Here is a 16,059-nt window from a genome sequence, read left to right on the forward strand (position 1 = left end):
TCTAAAATCGAAGCTTTCTTCAGCTCCGCGAAGATATTCCATCTTCATATGTTGATTATAGCATTTTTCGATAATATAAAGCGGACCGACACCTCCATTTACATTGCCAAAGCAAAAAATCAGTTTAACCTAGTTCCCCTAAAACTTTTGACAAACGGAAAGAATCAGCCGCCCAGCACGGAGGCAACCGCCTCTTCGCAGAGTTTCACCGCGCGCGCCGCCGCCTCCGCGCCAATCGTCAGCGGCGGATTGAAATAGATGACGTCGCCGAGCGGACGCAGTATAAGCCCCAGTTCGAGAGCCTTTTTGTATATCCGGTAGCCGGTGCGCTCCCGCGCGGGAAAGGGTTCCTTCGTCTTTACGTCACGCACAAGCTCAATGGCGTTGATCAGTCCGATATGGCGGATCTCTCCCACGTTATGGTGTCCGGCAAAGTGCTCCTCCAGCATGGCGTGGAGTTCAACGGCACGCGCCGCGGCGCCCTCCAGCACGCGATCTTCCCGCAGCACGCGCTGCACGGCGAGCGCCGCGGCGCAGCCCAGCGGGTTGCCGCTGTAGGTGTGGCTGTGCATGAAGGCGCGCCCCTTATTGTAGTCGTCGTAGAAGGCGTCGTATATCGTGTCGGTGACGACGGTGACCGCCATCGGCAGATAGCCGCCGGTAAGTCCCTTGGAGATGCACATGATGTCGGGGCTCACACCCGCGTGGTCAAAGGCAAACATCTTCCCCGTGCGGCCAAAGCCTGTGGCGATCTCGTCGGCGATGAGAAGCACATTATAACGGTCGCAGAGCGCTCGGAGTTTTTTCAGATAGAGCGGCGGGTATATTCTCATCCCCGCGCTGCCCTGCAGCAGCGGCTCCACGATGATCGCGCAGCATTCGCGCGCGTGGCGGGCAAATTTTTCCTCCGCATCGGCAAAGCATTCGCATGAGCAGCTATCGCGTCTTTGCCCATATTTGCAGCGGTAGCAGTCTGGAGCCTCGACCCGCACCGTCTCCATGAGCATCGGCTTGTATATTTTCGCGTAGAGATCCATCGCGCCGACGGAAAGCGCGCCGATCGTCTCTCCGTGGTAACCCTCGGAGAGACAGAGAAAACGCCTCTTTTCAGGATGTCCGCTCTGGTGCTGATACTGGAAGCTCATTTTTAGCGCGCACTCCACGGAGGCGGAGCCGTTGTCCGAGAAATTGAACTTAGAAAGCCCCGGCGGCATGATCTCCGCAAGCTCCTCGCAGAGCCGAACCGCCGGTTCATGCGTAAAGTTCGCGAAGATGACGTGTTCGAGGCGGTCTATCTGCTCCTTCACCGCCGCGTTTACCGCCGGGTGGCAGTGCCCCAGAAGGTTGCACCACCAAGAGCTGACTATATCGATGTATTCCTTGCCGTCATACCCGTAGAGATATACGCCGCGCCCCTCCCTGATCGGAATCGGCGGCAGCTCCTCGTAATCCTTCATCTGCGAACAGGGATGCCAGATATGTTTCAGGTCACGCGCCGCGAGAGCATTCATCTTATCTCTCCTCCATAAAGTTTCAGAAGTTCCGCCGCCCCGATTCCGATATCATCCGCACCGCGCTCGACAGCCGCGGCGACGGGAAGGCCGGTAAGCTCTTCGATCATCATTCTGTTGTCCTCCTCAATAATGCCGCCGGGAACCCAGCCGTTCATGATCACGGCGCGCGGCTCCATGCCGTGCGCCCGCATGTAGCCGACGGTAAGTACGGCGGCGTTTATCGCCCCCAGCCCCGAGCCGGAGACAACGACGGCGGGAAGCCCGAGTCCGCGGACGATGTCCGCAAGCATCAGCCGCTCCCCCTCGCCGAAGGATATCGGACAGACGATGCCTCCGCTGCCCTCAACGGTCAGCGGGTCGTATCTCTCCGACAGGCGGCGGAAATCTTCCCTGACGGTCTCCATCCGCAGCGGCCCGCCCTCTATCTTTGCGGCAAGGTGCGGCGAATAGGCGTGTTCGTAGATGCGGGAGACAGACTCCAACGGATCGCCCGCGATGCCGGCGGCACGGCGGACAAATTCCGCGTCGCCTGGGACCAGGCGGCCGTCCACGCGCTCAGCGCCGCTGAGGGCCGCCTTGTAATAACCGGCGTTCAGCCCCGCCTCCCGCAGCTTCTTCACGATCAAAGCGGTGACGTAGGTCTTCCCGACGTCGGTGCCGGTGCCGGTGACAAACAGCCCCTTAGCCATCTTTTCTCACCTCGAAGCCCAGCGAGGCGATCATCTCGCGGTCTTTTTGCGGCGATATTCCCGCCGTCGTCAGCATATCACCCGTAATCGCGGCGTTCGCCCCGTACTTGAAGCATGAATAGCCCCTGTCGGAGAGCAGTCCCCTGCCGCCCGCGAGACGTATCGCGGCCTCAGGCAGGATAAAGCGGTATATCGCTACGGTGCGCAGTATCTCTTCGTCCGTCAGAGGCCTGTTTTTCGCGAAGGGCGTGCCCGCGATCGGATTGAGAATGTTCAGCGGCACAGACCTTATCCCCAAAGCGCGCAGCTCGAAGGCCATATCTATGCGGTCTTCCATCGTCTCGCCGAGGCCGATGATACCGCCGCTGCATACGGAGAGCCCCGTGGAGCGCGCCGCCGCGATCGCCGCCGTTTTTTCCCGCCAGCTGTGGGTCGTGCAGATGTTGGGAAAAAACTTTTCCGAGCTCTCAAGGTTGTTGTGTATGCGCTCCACCCCGGCCTCCCTGAGCGCCGCGAACTGCGGCGCGGCGAGCAGGCCGAGTGAGGCGCAGACGGAGAGCCCCGTCTCGCTTTTTATCCTCGCAGCGCAGCGGCAGACCGACGCAAGTTCTTCATCCGATAGTCTGCCGCCGGAGGTGACGAGCGAAAAGCGCAGCGCGCCGCCCGCCTCCGCCGCGTGGGCCGCCGCGACTACCGCCTCCTCCGACAGCAGCGGGTATTCGCTGATATCGGCCGTACAGCGGCCCGACTGCGCGCAAAATTTGCAGTCCTCAGAGCAGCGTCCGCTCTTCGCGTTCACGATTGCGCAGAGGTCAAAGCCGCTGCCACAGCGTTTTTCGCGTATCTCGGCGGCGGCGGCGCACAAAGACGCAAGCGGAACGCGACAGAGACACGCCGCCTCCCCTGCTGATATCAGGCCGCCCCGCAGAACACGTTTTTTCAGATCTTCAAGAGCGCACATAGCTAAGCGGACTCCTCTCCGCGAGACGTACCGCGAGCAGCGCCCCGACAAAGCAGAGCAGGATGTCGCCGGGGACGGCGAGCAGAAAACAGTAGATGAAAAGCGCCTCAAAGCTCAGAGGCTGCGCCAGGACAAAGTTTGAGATGAGATAACAGTAGGCCATACCGCATATATAGACGACAGCAAGGCCGCACGCCGAGGCCGCGGCGGCCCTTTTTAAACTGAGAGGCCGCGTGCGGGAGGCTATTATCCCCGTTGACCAGGCGCCAAGCATAAACCCGATCAGGTAGCCGAAGGAGGGTTTCAGCAGATAGGCGGGACCGCCGCCTTCGGTGAATACGGGTGCGCCAGCAAGGCCAAGGATGAGGTAGACGGCCACTGATAACGCGCCGAGCCTGCCGCCGAGCAAAAGCCCCGCAAGGGTGGTGAAAAGAAATTGAAGCGTGAACGGAACTACCGGCAAAGGCACCTTTATCTGCGCTCCCACCGCGATCAGCGCGGTAAAGAGGGCGCATAACGTCATCTGCCGGGTATCAAGTCTGCCACTTAACATAACAAATCCTCCCAAAAGAAAGTTTTCTTCCAGGAGAATTTACCATGCCGCTTAAAGTTATGTCAACCTATTAATTTACATTAGTTGACATATTTCCTTATCGTCTTTTCCAGCCGCTCGCGTGCGGCGAGCAGCTTTTCATATTCTTCCATTACGCCTTCGGCGCTCTTCGCGCGAAGCGGCTCCACAATACGTACGACGATATCGTAGATCGGGGTCAGGCCAAGGTTGGCAAGCACGCCCTTCAGCGTATGGGCGCAGTCGAAGGCCCTCTCATTGTCGCCGGCGCGCAGCGCGTCTCCGAGAGAAAAGAAGGTCTCGTCATGAGCAATGCTCTGCAGACAGGCCAGGTAAAGCTCATCGTCGTTAATCACCCTTTCCAAGGCGCCGTCAACATCGCAGCCCCAACCTCTAAGCTCACCATATAATTTGTTCATCATCCGGCTCTTCCTTTCTCAAAAAACTCCCGTCTCTATCGGACAGGCCGTCTGTCTTTTGGTATGGGCTCGCTAACCATGCCGTCTATTTATCTTCTTTTCCCATTTCTCCGTTCAGCCGCATAGAGTCCATGTCCAACTCACGCTGAATGGTAATATCGGTCAGTACGCCGACTAAAATGCAGCGCGCGCCGATCTTGCTGATATACTTCAGCCTGATCCGCAGCCACTTAGACTTTCCGTCGCTCGTCCGGCGCAGATATTCGCACTCCTCTTCCTCACGCGTTTCCGCCACTCTTCGAAAGGTATCTATTATACTATCATGATACTTGGGGTCGATAAGGTCAAGCGGCGTTCCGCCCGTTATCGAGCCGTCGTCATAGCCGAGAAGTTCAAAGAAGGGCGTATTGACACGTACCGCCTCTACTTTATCATTTTCAAATTCATATATCGCCACCGGCTGCAGCATATCGGCGAAGAGCTCCTCCAACCGATTGTCTGATATACACATCTGGCTGCCGTTGAATTCAAAGCTGGCGCCAACCGGCTGTGAGAGCCCGCCGTTCTTCTCTACCAGGTCGGCATACGCCTCGACCGGCATCGGCTTCGCGAAGTAAAAACCCTGCACATATTCGCAGCCGATACTGCGCAGGAATTCCACCTGATCTTTCGTCTCGACTCCCTCGGCGATAACTGGGATGTGGAGCCATTTAGCCATGCGTACGACGGAGGCGATGATGTTTTCTCCCCTACCGGGGATCTTTGTCTTTGATAGGAAGCGCATATCTATCTTAAGGACGTCGACGCTGATGTCTTTCAATATATTGAGAGAGGAATATCCGGAGCCAAAATCGTCCATCATGATCGTGAAACCCTTAGACTGGAGCTTCGCCATCGTCTCGCTCATCGCCACAGGGTTGTCGGTATAGGCGCTCTCCGTCAGCTCGAGGTTAAGAAGCTCGGACGGCAGATCATATTTTTCCGTGAGCTCGATGACCATTTCAGCAAGTCTCGGATTATAGAGATCGACGCGCGAGATGTTAACCGAGATGGGATAAAGTTCCCGCCCCTCGTCGGCCCATTTGCGTAAGAGTCTGCAGACCTCTTCCCAGACATAATAGTCGAGTTTCGGTATAAAGCCGTTTCGCTCAAAGACAGGGACGAAGTCTCCAGGCGGAATGAGTCCCTTCTGTGGGTGAAACCAGCGGACCAGCGCCTCCGCGCCGACGGGCAGGTTGGAGGCGATATGGTATTTCGGCTGCAGGTATATCTGGAACTGCCCAGTGGCAAGGGCGGAGGACATTTCATTCGTAATTTCCTGCTCGCGCACGATCTGCGCGCTCATGCTGCCGTCGTATACGGCGTAGAAATTAACATAGTTGCCCTTGCACCGCTTCGCGGCAAGGGTCGCGCGGTCATACATTATCTCGATCGGCATTCCGCGGTCCGTTATATAGTAGATGCCGCAGGAGGGTACGATATCGTAGTTGAGGTTGTATGAGGCCACGAGGTCGCGTATCTTTGACATCGACGTCTCAATATCCGCCATGTAGGAGGAGGGGAAACAGAGACAGAATACATCGGCCTCTATGCGGCCATAGGCCGAGGGCTGTTTATCCGAGACATACCCGCTCAGCATTTTGGCGATATATTTAAGAAGCCGGTCTCCCTCCTGAGTGCCGAAAAATGAATTTATCAGCTGGAAGCGATCCACGTCAAAGCGGATCAGGACAAAGTCCGCCCCCGGATTGGCAAGCAGCATCTCGCGCGTCGATTTATAAAACTTATTTTTGTTGTATATGCCGGTAAGTTCGTCAAATTCCGCAAGGTAGCGAAGCTGTTGGAGCGTATAAAGCTGGCTCCGCTCGATAGCGTTTTTGATACGGAACTTTATTATCTCACCGTTGTACGGCTTGGAGACAAAATCCCACGCGCCAAGACGCAGCGCCTTTATTTCGCTCTCATTGTCGCTCTTTTCCGTTGCAATTATGATGGGGATATTCTTAAACCGCTCGTCGTCTGCGACACGCTCAAGCACCAAATAGCCGTCCATCACAGGCATGACTATGTCAAGGATGATCGCCACAATCTCACTATATTGACGGCGCAGGATCTCAATAGCCATTTCCCCGTTTTCCGCCTCAATTACCGAGTACTCACCGGAGATAATTTTTGAAAGTATTTTCCTGTTGACCAGGCTATCATCCACGGCCAGAATATATTTCCCCGGCATCGCATAAATCCCTCCATGTCCGACAACCGACCGATCCCTGTCGCTGTGAGGGATAACAGTTAAACATTCTCAGTCGATACCGGTAATCATAATTATACGTTATTTTTTCTTTTCAGTACAATATTTATTTATATTTTAAAAGATTAAGTAATAAAATTTCATAAATAAACAATATGCGATTTAACGGCGGACTTTCAGGCAAGGCTATCATTTTTATCCAAATTCAAATATAAATTGGCAGGATGCGGCATAATCAAAGCGAGCAGCTGAGAGGCTGACGAAGGGAATATATGAAAGGAGAGGTAAAAATTCAGAGGTCACCGCCGCGTGGGCAATAAAGGGGATATCGTGACCGCGTTCCGGCTAAGGCATACGGGCAATCATGATACGGCATGATGGATGTACGCGGCCCTGCCCTGCCGATAAACCGCAGGAACCATGACGGGTAATTTGCGCGTTATAATATTTTTTAAAAGCTGTAAAATATATCTTGTCTATCGGCCATTTAGAGTTATACTTCTACAGTAAATTCGTAGAGGTATCATTAAGAAAGAAGGTATAGATCTTGGTACTTTGTTATTACAACGGAAGATTCTCCCCCGTTTCAGAGTGCGCCCTGCCGCTGACTGACATGGCGATCCAGCGAGGCGTAGGAGCGTTCGAGTCGATCAGGATATATGATGGGACCCCCTTCGCGATGAAGCAGCACCTCGAGAGGCTCGCGGGAAGCGCCGCGGGCTCCGGCATCATGGCGGAAGAGATAATCGAAAAGCTCCCCGGGCTGATCCGCGAGGGGCTCGCGCTGCCTGACAACAAAAACTTCGACGGCCTCGTAAAACCCTATATCACCGGCGGAGATGTAAACAACAAGGGAAGTTTCCCCAATCCGCGGTTTTTCATAATCTTTGACGAGGTGCACAAACCGACGGACGAGGAAAAGAAAAACGGCATCGCTCTTGAGCCGAACCGCGTCGCGCGCCCCTTCCCGCTCATTAAAAGCACAAATTACCTCTTCGGCCTCATCCCGCTCTCAAAGACCCAGAGGGTAAATTTTGAGACCCTCTATATCACCCCGGAGGGCGAGATCACCGAGGCGATGAGCAGCAACTTCTTCCTCTGCAAGGACGGAAAGATTATCACCGCCCCCGTCGGAAAGGTCCTCAAAGGCGTAACCCGCGACATCATCATCACCCTCGCGAGGGAGAACGGCTTCACCGTTGAGGAGCGCTGCCCGCTGGAGAGCGAGCTCGCCAGCGCCGACGAGGCTTTCATCACCGGCACGGTCAAGGAGATACTCCCCGTCGTGCGCGTCGGCGCGCAGCAGATCGGCAGCGGCCGCCCCGGCCCCGTGGCGCAGAACCTCCAGCATATCTTCCTGAAAAACCAGCAGCGCTGGATGGACTGACAGAAAAATTAAAAACGCGGGCGGAACGGAGTAAAAACTCTGTCCCGCCCATTCGCATATCATGAAAAAATTTCTGCGCCTCTCCTTCTTCATCCCCGTCGCCTATTCTCTATTAAGCGCCGCGCTGACGCTGTTGTTCGCCGCCGCCATTGCCTCCCTGTATACGGAGTTGGCGTGGACGGGAGCCTTTTTCTACCATTGGGGTTACCACATCCTTGCCGCTTTCAGCACGGCGGCGATGGCCAGCCCGCTGAGCTTGGTTATCTGCCTGCTGATCTCGTGGCATCACCGGCGAAAAGAAACGGCGGCGGGACGTTTTTACCGGGAGGCGCCGCTGTTCTTAAGCATTGTCACGCAGGGAATATTGCTTGCGGCGCTGCTCTTTTTCCTTCTCGTAAATCTATTCTGATCCAGCCGCCCTGGATGCGGGGACCTTTATCTTTCTCACCTCTGGCATACCCGCGGAGGCGGCGAATTTTTTCATGCGCAGGAGCACGTGGATAAAGATTTCGTTCAGCAGCCCGGCGAAGCTCACGTTATCTCCCCTGTCTAACGCCGACATCGCTTGACGGCAGAGTCTGGCGAGGGCGGCGATACGGTCGGACGCTCCGGGCTGGTACATGAGATGCTCCCCCCAGAGGAGCAGTCCGTTTATCTCTTTGAAGATGGTGCGCAGGGTCTCCGACGGAAGAGCCTCGAATACACATTCCACAAAACTCCTGATCACGGCCACCCCATTTTTGTCGAGGCTTTCGCGCAGATACAGCCGCTGTTCCTCCGTAAAGCGATCTGCCGCGAGACGCGCCGCGTGGGGGAAAAGTACGGTCATCAGCTGGAGCGCGTGGAGGTAGACCCAGATGTCCCGCTTCTGCTCCGGCTCCGAAAAACGTCTGATGTCCGCGCCCACCGACGCGAGGGAGACCTGTGCCCGGCGGCCGTTGCGTATAACAATGAATCCGCGTCCCTCAAGCATCTTCAGCGCCTGGCGCACCACGTAAAGGGAGACGCCGTAATGCGCGGCAAGCTCCTTCGAGGCTGGCAGAAAGCAGCCGTCACGCCAGCGGCCGAGAGATATTTCGTGCGTGATATCCCGCACGATCTCCGCATAGAGATATACCTTACCCTTCGCGGCATCCCAGTGGAATTTTTCCTGCTCCGGCGGGCAAATGGCACGGCCGTCCTCAGCCAGAAGCTGGAGATAGCCCTCCACATATGACCTAACGGAGCTGTACATCGAGCGGAGACGCCTGTCGGCCTCATGATAATTACGCCGCACCAGAGGCTCGATCCGCCAGCGGAAGTTATGTTCAGCCTCATCCGCGGCGATCTCGAAGGGATGGCGGTACCCCTCAAAAAACGGGATCTTGGCGTAAAGCTCCAAACTTGAATAGAGATCATTGAAGAGCGGATTATCCGCCTTTTTAAGGATCGTATGCAGCAGCTGCGACGAGAGACGCCACCGCTCAATCCAGGAAAGACGCGCCATTTTTTTAGCACCGGCGTCAACGGCAAGCAGCTCGTCGTCGCCGCACTGCTGCGCGCAGAAGATGAGGAGCGGCGTCATCAGCAGTTCCATAGCGTCATAGACCTCCGACATGCAGTTTCTCCGCGCCAGCGTCTCTCTCAGGTTCGCCTCGTTCCCGGCGTCCTCTGTCCCATGGATGACGGTCGCACGGCGCCTCTCTTCGGTGCGGATATAACCGTCGTCGCGCAGCGCCTTCAGCACGTCCCGCGCGGTGCGTATCCCAACGTTATATATCCGGCACAGCTCTGCGGCGGAGGGCAGGGAAGAACCGTAAATATACCGGCCCGCCCTTATCTGCGAAAGAATTCCGTTGTATAGATATTGAAACATACTGCTCTTTTCCATGTAGCATCTCCCCGCGTAATTCTATCACAGAAATTTTTGTATAGCTATATGGATACGTATACAGATAATCTCTTGCAGGATATCTTAACTTATTTATAATCGTTATGAAAATTTATAATTGTGCATACATAAATGCACAATTCTTTTATATAGAGGTGCTGACAATGCCGTTGATATTCAGGAAAATGTTTCAGTATAAAACCACCCTCCTTTTGTCGATTGGCGCCCTCATCTTCCTGCTGGCGCTCTCCGGCGTGATATTATGGAACGCCGTTGAGCTGCACAGGGCGGTCAACAAACTGACCGAGGACTATCTGGAGGATGTAGCGGCGGAATCGGCGAAATCTGTCGACACAAAGTTCCACGAGATCTTCAAATCTCTGAATGTGATCGCCGATTCCGTCTCACAGATGCAGCCTGCGGAAATCAACCGCTTTATCGCCAGAAAAACCGCGGTATCGAATTTCATCGACCTGGCGGTCGCCGGTGAGGACGGCGTAGCCCATTTCGCCTTTGGCGGCTCTCGCAATATAGAAAAATTTTTCCCCTTCTCAGCCGCTCTGAAGGGAGAGTTCAGCGCGGGTACTGACGGAAAACATATTTTTTACGCCGTCCCCATCCCGGGGAACGACCGCAAAAGGCGCGTACTCATAGGCGTAAAGTCAAAACAGAATATGCAGTATCTCATCAGCGGTGATTTTTTCAGCGGCGAGGGAAGCAGCGCGATCCTGAATCAAAAGGGCGAGATAATCGTACCGCCGGTAAAGAAAAAGCACACCGCGCTCATCAGGGAGACGAAATACCTCAAAACAGAGGAATGGGCGATAAAGATGCTGGACGATCTTGGCAAAAACTTGCCGGGACGTTTCATCCTCCCCACCCTCAGCGGCAGGGATATCTTCGTTGACTACCGGCCATTGTCGGTTAACGGCTGGTTTCTCACCGTGACGGTGCCCACCGATATCCTTACCACGCACGCGGACGTATTCATCTCCCGTACCTTCTACGGCACTTTGGCAATGGCGGCGGCTTTTCTCATTATTACGCTGCTCATTATCTGTATCCAAAACCATTACCGCGTAAAGATCGAGAATATCTCGTTTTACGATCCCGTGACAGACGGTATCAGCAACATCTGCTTCCTCATGCGGACTCAGGAGTTTCTCGACGGAAGCAGCAGCAAAGATTATGCCGTGGTATCGGTTAACCTGCGAAACCTCGGGCTGATCAACGAATACGAGGGACGCAGTCAGGGCGATAAGATCCTGCGCCATGTATATAACATTCTCGCCGATGAAATGAAAAAAGATAACGGAGAGCTGGTTACACGCGGCAACGCGGGGACTTTTTATATTTTTATGCAAAAAGGCGCAAAAGACGAATTCATGAAGCGGCTCAATGAAATGGCGGAAAAAATCGCCGGTATCGGCAACAAGAGCGGCCCTATCCGTATCGACACCGGTATATTCTGTCTCTCTGATAAGGCTTCGTTCAAGATTGCCGAAGCCGAGGTCTACGCCGATACGGCGCGAAAAAGTGCAGAGCGCTCTTACTTAAGCACCTTCACCTTCTATGACGAAAAATTTAAGAAGCGGCAGCTTGAAGAGGTTAATATGCTGAACGATATCGAGAGGGCAATCGAGGAGAGGAAGTTCACAATCCACCTCCAGCCTAAGGTATGCGCGCAAACAGGGCTGATAGCCGGCGCCGAGGCGCTTGTGCGCTGGAAACATCCGAAACTCGGCTTCGTCAGCCCCGCGGCATTTATTCCCGTATGCGAGAAGAACGGCATCATCTCCCGCCTGGACCAGCTGGTATTCGAGGAGGTATGCCGTACGCTCGCCGAATGGAAGGAATCAGGGATACCGCTCCTCCCCATCTCCGTGAATATCTCACGACAGCAGCTGAAAAACCCCTCCTTTTTCAACGATTATAGGAAGATCGCGGAAGAGGCCGGCGTCGCCAGGGGACTCATTGAATTTGAACTGACAGAATCGCTGATGCTTGTCGGCAATGATTTCAAAAACGCGCGCGAGGTTATCGAAGAGATACACTCAGCCGGTTTTACCTGTTCGCTGGACGACTTCGGCTCCGGCTACTCTTCGCTCGGACTGCTGAAGGACCTCAAGATAGACTGTCTCAAACTCGACCGGATGTTTTTCGCCAACCGTTTTGAGACGCCGGAGACGCGGGCGATCATCGAGAGTATCATCATCCTTGCCAAGAAGCTCAACATCGCTACGGTGGCGGAGGGCGTGGAATATAAAGAGCAGGTTGAGCTGCTGCGCACCATCGGCTGCGACCTGATCCAGGGCTTTTACTTTTTCCGCCCAGTGCCGGTAAGGGAATTTGAACGTATAGTTCTTGAAGAGGCGGGAAAGCCTCCGACAACAGATTAGACGCCTCGTCAGACCGCGGAAGAATACAAAAGAGCGTCCGCCCTTGGTAATGGACGGACGCTCTTTAGCTGCTGCTGAATTATTTCATATTGCGGCGCTTATTCGTACCATACGACACGTGGGAAGGCCACCGAACAGGACTGTCCCACCTCGAAGCGCGGTTCGCGGCGTCCCTTCTGCACACGTACCTCCTGGGAACCGATCTTTACGATGTAGTCGACGATTTCGCCAAGGTAGGCCATACGGTCGATGACGCCTCTGACGCCCCTGCCCTCGGGAACAAAATCGACCTCGGAGGGACGGCAGGCAAGCGTCGCCTTTGCCGCTCCCGCAAATTCCTGCGGGATATCGCTCTCCAGCACGCCGGCCTCGGGAGCGCTCTCAATGACGGCGCGTCCGTCCGTAAGCTTCACGCTGATAAAGTTCGACAGGCCGATGAAGCTGAAGACGAACTGGTTTTTCGGCTTGGCGTAGATGTTGAGCGGCGAGTCGATCTGCATCGTCTTTCCGTCCCTCATGACCATGATGCGGTTTGAAAGCGCCATCGCCTCGGACTGATCGTGCGTGACGAAGATGATCGAGAAATCATACTTGCGCTGCAGGTCCTTTATCTCAAAGCGCATCTCCTCGCGGAGGTGCGGGTCGAGGTTCGAGAGAGGCTCGTCGAGGAGCAGCAGTCCCGGATTTATCGACAGCGCGCGCGCAAGCGCGATGCGCTGCTTTTCACCGCCGGAAAGGTCGTTGGGATAGAGCTGCGCCTGCTTGGTGAGGTTCGTATTCTCAAGCGCCTGTTTGGTACGGGACTCTATCTCCGCGCGCGGCAGGTTCTTTATCTTGAGCGGGAAGGCGACATTGTCGTAGACCGTCATATGCGGCCAGACGGCAAAGGCCTGGAAGACCATCCCAAAGCCGCGGTGTTCCGGCGGGACGTAGAAGTTCTTCGCCTTAGAGGAGATCAGCTTGCCGCCGACCTCTATCTCACCCTCGTCGAGGTCCTCGAAGCCCGCGACCATCCGCAGCGTCGTCGTCTTGCCGCAGCCGGAGGGGCCGAGGAATGAGAAGCATTCGCCCTTTTCGATAGACAGGTTCAGCTTATCGACGGCACGCACCGTTCCGAAGAGTTTAGTCACATCTCTGAGTTCTACATAAGCCATCTTTAAGCACCTCCGTTATCGGCGCGGCGTTTCTTTTCAAAGAAGCGCTTGATGAGTATTTCGCCGCCAACGATGAGAAGCAGCGCGATGCCGGCGAGCGCGCAGGCGTAGACCGTTTCTCCGTCTTCGTTAAGTGTGTAGATAGCGACGCCTATCGTCCTCGTCGTCGGTCCGTAGAGCAGGACGGAGGTCGTCAGCTCGCGGAGCGCGGGGAGGAAGATGAGGAAGAAGGCCGCGACCATGCCGGGGCGAATGAGCGGGATGACGATATCACGCAGCGACTGCCACGGGGTGGCGCCGCTCGCGCGGCTCGCCTCAACCAGTGAGTCGTGCACCTGTTCCAGTGCGGCGCTGTTGGACTTTAGCGAGAAGGCCATGTAGCGCGCGATGTAGGCGACAAAGATTATCCACGCGGTGTTATAGAGGTTGATGCCGAAACGCCCGCTCCAGGTGAGGATGACGCCAAGGGCGATGACCGTACCGGGAAGCGAGAAGGGCAGCATACCGAGGAATTCGAGGAACCATTTGCCGCGCACCTTCAGCTTGACGAGGACGTAAGAGATGATGCCGCCCGCGATCATCGTTACAAAGGCCGCCGAAAGCGAGAGGTAGGCGGAGTTCCAGATCGCGTCCTTCGTAAGCTTCCACTCAAATAGGACGTAGCGGTAGTTTTCCCACGACATATTCTCCAGCGCCAGCGGCAGGCCGTAGGTGTTAAGGAAACCGACGAGGAAGATCGTCACCGTCGGCATCACAACCGTAATGAGCAGGTAGACGCAGCAGAAGATGAAGAGCGGCGTACGGAGGCCGCGGAGTTTCAGCACTGTGGGGCGCACGCTCTTGCCCGCGATTATCTGGAAGCGCCCCGACTTGATGACCTTGTTCTGCGCGTAGAGTATCACAGCGGCGGAGAGAACGAGAACGACCGAGAGCACCGTCGCGGCGCGAATGGCGGTAAAGCTGCCCGCGCTCTGGTGGATGAGCTCGTAGATCATCGTCGGGATCGTGTAGATACCGACCTCGGTGCCGAGTATGGCGGGCGTTCCGAAGTGCGAGAGCGAGTAGAGGCAGACCAGCAGCGCTCCCGCGACGACGGCGGGCATGATCAGCGGTATCGTGATCTTGCGCGTGATCGTAAAGAGCCCAGCGCCGGAGATGCGCGCCGATTCCTCAAGGGTCGGGTCCATACGCTCAAGCGCGCCGCTCACCTGGATGAAAACGAAGGGGAAGAGGTACATCGTCTCAATAATGACGATCCCCCAGAATCCATAAATGTTAAAGAGCGCGTGGCGCGTCCCCGTTATCGCCATCCACAGCTGGTTTATATATCCCGCGCGCGGCGAAAGGAGCATCTTCCAGGCCAGCGCTCCGATGAAGGCCGGCAGCATGAAAGGAACGGTAAAGAGGACCTTCATCGTCTCTTTGAAGGGAAGATCCGTTCTCGTCACGAGCCAGGCAAAGAGCGTGCCCACGAATGTACAGGTGACGGTGACGCAGGCGGCGATCATGATCGACATTTTGAGAGCCTGGAAGGTCTCCTCCTGCATGATGGTGTCCATGACGGCCTTCATGTTGAGATGTCCGTCAACGATGAATGACGTCCAGAAGATGAGGACGACCGGAAGGGCCACGATAACGACAAGTATCAGGACGGAGAGGAGAAATATAAATTCCGCCATTCCGAACTTTTTTGTTCCGGCGCTAGGCATCCTCTATCACTCCTTCCATAGTTCTTGAATCAAAGAGCAGCTGGTTAGCTAGCCTGATGCCGACGCGGTCGCCCTCGTTGAAGATTAGATTGCCGTCGACCGCCTTATGGGTATCGATCTGGGAGCGGAGCTCCATGCCAGCGAATTCAAGGCGCTGGTCGACGATGGGACCGAGCAGGTTGACGCGTTTCACGACTGCGGTAGGCACTCCCGGCTGCGGTTCACGTAAGAGGTCGATATCCGAGGGGCGGCAGCCTAGAACGGGATTCTCCGGAACCTCGCCCTTCACCTCTTCGGAGAGAAGTTCGTCCGTCCCTTTCGCGTATAGTTTGCCGCCGCGCACTTCGACGGGAATCATGTTCGATATGCCCATGAAACGGAAGACAAAGGCGTTGACGGGGTTTTCAAAGACGTCCACCGGCGTGCCGATCTGGCAGATGTTGCCATGCTGGTCGAGCACCGCGAGGCGGTCAGAGATGGCGAGCGCGATCTCCTGGTCGTGGGTGACGTAGAGCACGGTGACGCCCGTCCTCTTCTGCAGGGCCCTGATCTCGAAGCGCATCTCCTCGCGCAGGTTCGCGTCAAGGTTCGTGAGCGGTTCGTCAAGAAGCATGATCTTCGGCTCGGCGACAAGCGCCCTTGCGAGAGCGACGCGCTGCTGCTGTCCGCCGGAGAGCTGCGAGGGCAGCCTGTCCTCCAGCCCCGTGAGGTTGACGTTCTTGATGGCCTCCTGCGTCCTCCTCTCTGCCTCTCCCTTCTCCACCTTCTGCATCTTGAGCGGATAAATGACATTTTCTTTGACCGTCATGTGGGGCCAAACGGCGTAATCCTGGAAGACGACGCCAAGCGAGCGCTCGTCGGGCGGAACCATTATCTTATCCGCCGGCGAGGACTGCATGACGCCGCCGATCTTTATCGTTCCCGCGTCGGGCGACTCAAAACCGGCGATCATGCGGAGCATGACTGTCTTACCACAGCCGGAGGGGCCGAGCAGCGTAAAGCACTCGCCGTCGTTTATCGTCAGATTCAAATCTTTGTAGACGACCTTCTGCCCGTAGGCTTTGCGTACATGTTCGATTTTTACCTCTGCCAATCAAGACAACTCCTTTCGTCATAAGATAGGGGAAGGTCTGTC

The 16,059-nt window shown here is 55.7% G+C and carries 13 protein-coding genes; 3 read left to right on the top strand and 10 right to left on the bottom strand.

The window, feature by feature from the left end:
• Positions 1-164: 164 nt before the first annotated feature.
• The 6 genes from bioA to BED41_RS11500 form a co-directional block, all read right to left on the bottom strand.
• A complete protein-coding gene (bioA, locus tag BED41_RS11475; RefSeq protein WP_066746327.1) occupies positions 165-1,511 on the bottom strand; it encodes an adenosylmethionine--8-amino-7-oxononanoate transaminase in 1,347 nt (448 codons plus the stop codon).
• Positions 1,508-2,203, bottom strand: coding sequence for a dethiobiotin synthase (gene bioD, locus BED41_RS11480; protein ID WP_066746330.1), 696 nt, complete (start codon positions 2,201-2,203; stop codon positions 1,508-1,510). Before bioD ends, bioA begins: the two co-directional genes overlap by 4 nt.
• Positions 2,196-3,164: a biotin synthase BioB gene (bioB, locus tag BED41_RS11485; RefSeq protein ID WP_066746333.1), complete on the bottom strand. Its 969-nt coding sequence runs from the start codon at positions 3,162-3,164 to the stop codon at positions 2,196-2,198. The genes bioD and bioB overlap by 8 nt, the downstream gene beginning before the upstream one ends.
• A complete protein-coding gene (locus BED41_RS11490; protein WP_066746337.1) occupies positions 3,151-3,717 on the bottom strand; it encodes a biotin transporter BioY in 567 nt (188 codons plus the stop codon). Before BED41_RS11490 ends, bioB begins: the two co-directional genes overlap by 14 nt.
• 80 nt (positions 3,718-3,797) lie before the next feature.
• The gene (locus BED41_RS11495) at positions 3,798-4,157 is read right to left on the bottom strand and encodes an Hpt domain-containing protein (RefSeq protein ID WP_229712300.1); all 360 of its coding nucleotides are present in this window, start codon (positions 4,155-4,157) and stop codon (positions 3,798-3,800) included.
• 82 nt (positions 4,158-4,239) lie between these two features.
• Complete coding sequence (locus BED41_RS11500) at positions 4,240-6,387, bottom strand: EAL domain-containing protein (protein WP_066746340.1); 2,148 nt, start codon at positions 6,385-6,387, stop codon at positions 4,240-4,242.
• Between the two features lie 565 nt (positions 6,388-6,952).
• Between BED41_RS11500 and BED41_RS11505 the strand changes: the two genes are divergently transcribed.
• Positions 6,953-7,792 (top strand): aminotransferase class IV, encoded by an 840-nt coding sequence (locus BED41_RS11505; RefSeq protein WP_066746343.1) that lies wholly within the window; start codon positions 6,953-6,955, stop codon positions 7,790-7,792.
• 61 nt (positions 7,793-7,853) lie between these two features.
• Positions 7,854-8,201, top strand: a complete 348-nt coding sequence (locus BED41_RS11510) for a hypothetical protein (protein WP_066746346.1) — start codon at positions 7,854-7,856, stop codon at positions 8,199-8,201.
• Here the strand turns inward: BED41_RS11510 and BED41_RS11515 are convergent.
• Entirely contained in the window at positions 8,193-9,662 is a 1,470-nt protein-coding gene (locus BED41_RS11515) for a FadR/GntR family transcriptional regulator (RefSeq protein ID WP_066746349.1), read from the bottom strand. The two genes, BED41_RS11510 and BED41_RS11515, sit on opposite strands and share 9 nt — an antisense overlap.
• A 164-nt stretch (positions 9,663-9,826) precedes the next feature.
• Between BED41_RS11515 and BED41_RS11520 the strand changes: the two genes are divergently transcribed.
• The gene (locus BED41_RS11520; protein WP_066746351.1) at positions 9,827-12,061 is read left to right on the top strand and encodes a bifunctional diguanylate cyclase/phosphodiesterase; all 2,235 of its coding nucleotides are present in this window, start codon (positions 9,827-9,829) and stop codon (positions 12,059-12,061) included.
• 98 nt (positions 12,062-12,159) lie between these two features.
• On the opposite strand, the gene BED41_RS11525 is transcribed toward BED41_RS11520, so the two are convergent.
• From BED41_RS11525 to BED41_RS11535, 3 genes are read right to left on the bottom strand one after another with little or no spacing between them, the layout of a single operon-like run.
• Complete coding sequence (locus tag BED41_RS11525) at positions 12,160-13,215, bottom strand: ABC transporter ATP-binding protein (protein WP_066746354.1); 1,056 nt, start codon at positions 13,213-13,215, stop codon at positions 12,160-12,162.
• Between the two features lie 2 nt (positions 13,216-13,217).
• On the bottom strand, positions 13,218-14,924 hold the full coding sequence (locus BED41_RS11530; RefSeq protein WP_066746362.1) for an ABC transporter permease: 1,707 nt from the start codon (positions 14,922-14,924) through the stop codon (positions 13,218-13,220).
• A complete protein-coding gene (locus BED41_RS11535; protein WP_066746365.1) occupies positions 14,917-16,017 on the bottom strand; it encodes an ABC transporter ATP-binding protein in 1,101 nt (366 codons plus the stop codon). The genes BED41_RS11530 and BED41_RS11535 overlap by 8 nt, the downstream gene beginning before the upstream one ends.
• Between the last annotated feature and the right edge of the window lie 42 nt (positions 16,018-16,059).

Source organism: Cloacibacillus porcorum (assembly GCF_001701045.1).
GTDB classification, from domain to species: domain Bacteria; phylum Synergistota; class Synergistia; order Synergistales; family Synergistaceae; genus Cloacibacillus; species Cloacibacillus porcorum.